The organism is Burkholderiales bacterium (assembly GCA_013695435.1).
GTDB lineage: Bacteria > Pseudomonadota > Gammaproteobacteria > Burkholderiales > JACMKV01 > JACMKV01.
In genome coordinates, this window is sequence record JACDAM010000202.1 from 1 (window position 1) to 3,327 (window position 3,327).

3 protein-coding genes and 2 tRNA genes are annotated in these 3,327 nt (G+C 58.0%); all 5 read right to left on the minus strand.

Going from position 1 to position 3,327, the window contains the following annotated elements:
- Window positions 1-84: 84 nt before the first annotated feature.
- A tRNA-Cys gene (locus H0V78_10235) sits at window positions 85-158 on the minus strand.
- Between the two features lie 185 nt (window positions 159-343).
- A tRNA-Gly gene (locus tag H0V78_10240) sits at window positions 344-418 on the minus strand.
- 57 nt (window positions 419-475) lie between these two features.
- Window positions 476-1,045, minus strand: a complete 570-nt coding sequence (pgsA, locus tag H0V78_10245; protein MBA2352135.1) for a CDP-diacylglycerol--glycerol-3-phosphate 3-phosphatidyltransferase — start codon at window positions 1,043-1,045, stop codon at window positions 476-478.
- A 73-nt stretch (window positions 1,046-1,118) separates the two neighbouring features.
- Complete coding sequence (gene uvrC, locus H0V78_10250; GenBank protein ID MBA2352136.1) at window positions 1,119-2,948, minus strand: excinuclease ABC subunit UvrC; 1,830 nt, start codon at window positions 2,946-2,948, stop codon at window positions 1,119-1,121.
- A 38-nt stretch (window positions 2,949-2,986) separates the two neighbouring features.
- A partial coding sequence (locus tag H0V78_10255) for a uracil-DNA glycosylase (GenBank protein ID MBA2352137.1) occupies window positions 2,987-3,327 on the minus strand: 341 nt, incomplete at its 5' end.

Consider the following 3,327-nt stretch of genomic DNA (forward strand, 5'->3'; position numbering starts at 1 on the left):
GGATACTACTGGATGACCTACGCGGCTTATTTTACTGTTTTATTATAGTTTTTGGACTTTACTGGACTGCTTTGTACCACGCGATGGAGGCGGGGGTCGGAATCGAACCGGCGTACACGGCTTTGCAGGCCGCTGCATGACAACTCTGCCACCCCGCCCGGGGTTACGCGTTCCCGCGCGTCTTTAGCGCATATCAGGAAACATCGGGACTGGAATTAAAAAGGGAAAACTCCGTTTCAGCGAGGGCCGCCTTTGGTGCTGCCGAAACGCGATGCCATTTTGTTTCGGAAGCTTAACCGTCAGCTTACCCGCACTAAACACCAGTTTTCCCTTGGAGCTTATCTGGAGCGGGAAACGAGGCTCGAACTCGCGACCCCAACCTTGGCAAGGTTGTGCTCTACCACTGAGCTATTCCCGCGAAAAACAGAACAGGGATTATATTTCCTCACCTCTTTTTGTCAAGGAAACGTGCGCTCTAAACGCGTTCCGCGACCTGCGGCCATGCCATTTTCATGTAATACGCCATCGACCACAGCGTCAGGACGGCGGCGAGGTAAATCAGCCAGGTGCCGATTGCATGCCCGTTCAGTACAGCGAGGCTGTCGTGATACAGCAGCAGCAAAATGGCCGCCATTTGCGTCCCGGTTTTGATTTTTCCGGTCAACGAGACTGCCGTGCTTTTTCCGGCGCCGATCAGCGCCATCCATTCCCGCAGCGCGGATACGGCCACTTCACGGCCGATGATGATGAATGCGATGGTCGGATTGACGCGTTCGAGATCGAGGAGAACGATCAGCGCCGCCGCGACCATCAACTTGTCGGCCACAGGGTCGAGAAATGCGCCGAAGGCCGACGCCTGATTCAGCGTCCGCGCGAGATAACCGTCGAGCCAATCGGTGATCGCGGCCAGTGCGAACAGCAGCGTCGCGATCAGATTTTTCTGATGCATCGGCAGCCAGGCATCGGGCAGATAAAAAATGCCGACGAACAGCGGGATCATCAGGATGCGCAACCATGTCAGCAGATTGGGAACGTTTAGCGGCATGCCGGCAGCGCTTTGCTTTGCGAGGTTATCGAGCACTGGATGTTCGTTTTTGAAAGCCAGCCAGCCGCATTGATCAATGCAATTCCTGATAAATTTTCTCGGCCAGGGCGCGGCTGATACCTTCCACCCGCGCCAGCTCGTCGACGCTGGCCGTTTGCACACCCTTGAGCCCGCCGAAGCGCGTCAGCAGGCGCTGCCGGCGTTTCGCACCGATGCCGCCGATCTGTTCTAGGCTCGAACTGGTGCGCGCTCTGGCGCGCTTTGCGCGATGGCCGAATAGGGCGAATCGGTGCGCTTCATCGCGTATCTGCTGGATCAGATGCAACGCCGGATGATCGGCGCCCAATTGTAGCGGCTTTTGATCGTGGGCAAAAACCAGCGACTCGAGCCCCGGCTTGCGCGCTTCCCCTTTGGCTACGCCGATCAGCGCGATTTCGTTCAGGCCGAATTCGGACAACACTTCGAACGCGACGCCGACCTGGCCCCGGCCTCCGTCGATCAGAATCAAATCAGGCAGTTTCCCATCGGCCGCTTTGCCCTCGCCTTCCGCGAGTTTGCGGTAGCGGCGCGTCAGCACCTGGCGCATCGCGGCGCAATCGTCACCGGGGGTGATGCCGGTGATGTTGTAGCGGCGGTATTCACTATTCTGCATGCTGCCGTGATCGTAAACCACACACGACGCGACGGTCGCCTCGCCCCCGGTATGGCTGATGTCGAAGCATTCGATACGGCGCGCGGAATCGGGCAGATTCAGCGATTGCTGCAATGCAGACAGTCGCGCTTCCCGCGTCGCTGCCATAGCCAGCTTCTGGTCGATGCCGAGACGCGCGTTTTGCGTTGCCATCGACACCCAGACCTTTCTGCCGCCAATCGCGTTATTGACGATGCGCACCTTGCGGCCGCTTTGTTCGGTCAGCAACTCCTCTAGCGCACGGACTGCAATCTTCTCGCTGACGACGATCAGGGGCGGGGCTATGCGGCCGAGATAATGCTGCGCGACGAAAGCTTCGAGGGCGCCGCCGGCATCGCAATCATCGGCATTCTTCGGATAAAAACTCTTGTCGCCCAAGTGGCGGCCGCCGCGAATCATGACCAGATTGACGCAAACGATGCCGCCATTGCCGGCGCACGCGATGATATCGGCATCGAGCTCGCTGTCGTTGGCGACGAACTGTTTTTCGCGCACCGTGCGCAGGCTTTTGATTTGATCCCGAAACAGCGCGGCAGCTTCGAAATCATGGCGTTCGGCCGCGCTATCCATCTTGTCTATCAGCCTTTGAATGACTTCGTCTTCCTTCCCCTGCAGGAATAATGCGGCGCTGTTGACGTCCTCCAGATAGCTCGCGGGATCGATCAAGCCCACGCATGGGGCTGAACAACAGCGAATCTGATACAGCAGACAGGGACGCGAACGATTGCGGAAAACCGTGTCCTCACAGGTGCGGACACGAAATACCTTTTGCAGCAGATGAATACTTTCCTTGACCGCGCCCGCATTCGGGAACGGACCGAAATAACGATGGGCTTTATCGAGAGCGCCCCGATAGTAGGCGATGCGCGGCACCGAGTCGCCGGTGAGCTTGATATAGGGATAGGATTTGTCGTCGATAAACCTGATGTTATAGCGCGGCGTCAAGGTTTTTATCAGGTTGTTTTCGAGCAGCAGCGCCTCTGCTTCCGAGCGCGTCACGGTCGTTTCGATGGCGGCAACCTGCGCGACCATTGACTGAATTCGCGGCGAAACTCCCAGACTTTTCTGAAAATAGGAGGACACGCGTTTTTTGAGATCGCGCGCTTTGCCGACGTAGATCGCCTGGCCTTCGCTGTTCACCATGCGATAAATGCCCGGCCTATGCGGCAAATTCGCCAGCGTCTCCGCGGCGTTGAAGACAACTTGTTCCATGCGTACAAAGACTAAGCCGTCACTCTTTCGTTCATGGCTCAATCCCGCAAATACCTTGCGATGCTTGCGAATACCGCTTCGAACATGAACTCGGTCAGACGTCGCGTCTGTGTGTTGTAGCGGCTGCAGTGGTAGCTGTCGAACAGCAGGGGCCGGCCAGGCAGGCGGTGCATCGCGCCATGGGCGAATGGGCGCGACGATGTCTTGATTTCCATAGCCAGCAGGACCGCACGATGGGCGATTCCGCCCAGCGCCAGGATCGCGGAATCGGCTGCGAGGCCGGCGATCTCGTCACGCAAATAACGGTTGCAGCGCTTTACTTCGGCCGGCTCGGGTTTGTTCTGCGGCGGCAGGCACTTGACGGTATTCGTGATCCGGC